This is a genomic window from Rhodopseudomonas sp. BR0G17 (genome assembly GCF_010907025.1).
Lineage (GTDB): Bacteria > Pseudomonadota > Alphaproteobacteria > Rhizobiales > Xanthobacteraceae > Rhodopseudomonas > Rhodopseudomonas palustris_H.
Map to the genome: position 1 here is coordinate 1 of NZ_QUML01000082.1, position 898 is coordinate 898.

Annotated in this window: 1 protein-coding gene; it reads right to left on the reverse strand. The window is 49.8% G+C overall.

The genetic code is table 11. The features are described 5' to 3' along the window. Positions 1-766: diguanylate cyclase (locus DY467_RS25275; protein ID WP_164639787.1), on the reverse strand; the 766-nt coding region annotated here is incomplete at its 3' end. Between the last annotated feature and the right edge of the window lie 132 nt (positions 767-898).

The window sequence follows — 898 nt, forward strand, 5'->3', positions numbered from 1 at the left end:
GTCCATCGACGTCTTTGAAACCGCTCTTCTGCAACTCAGCTTCTTCATCCTCGAAATGCTCTCTCAACTTTTGAATTATCGTCTCCAATACCAAATAAAGCTCCTTCGAGCTCTCATACCCGTTCAGCTGAAGCAAGCTCGTTGCAAGATTCATTAACTCGCGGTGCTGGTCGTCTATCACTTTGTTCGCAGTGGCCAGCTCCCCCTTCCAACGCACTGCCTCATCGCCCTGACCTGCGAACTCAATCGCCAATCGATCGGCCTTACCGCTGCAAACTCGGTTTCGACCCATTTTCTTTGCCGAATATAACCACTTGTCAGCTCGCTCGATCAGGTCTTCGCGCGAACCGCCCCCTTGGTGCTCAGCTACTCCGATCGAGATCGTGATCTGTCCAATGACCTCTTTGGTAGAGCGCTTGAACAACTTCCGGACCATAATCTGGTTGCGAATCGTCTCTGCAATTGTCACCGCCTGATCAGCGGAAGCACCTGGAAGAATGATTGCAAACTCATCTCCACCATAACGGCCGACGATATCGTCAGATCGACAATGTTTGCGAATCGCAGACACAATCAATCGGAGGACCTGATCTCCAATGGGATGACCATAAGTATCATTAACGAGCTTGAAATTATCGACATCGACAAGCAGCAATGACAGTCGTTCACCAGAGTTATCAGAATGCGCGATCGCTTCATTGAGCGATGCCTCGAAAGAACGGCGGCTCGCAACTCCAGTGACCGAATCTAAGAGCACTTTACGCATTTCTGCATCGAAACGAGCTTGAAGAGCTCGAATATACTCGGCCGATCTCGACAGTTGTTTCTGAAGTTGCATATTAGCATACTGCATGTCTGATGTTAGAGCCACCAGATCTGCGATCGCCCCTCGTAAGTC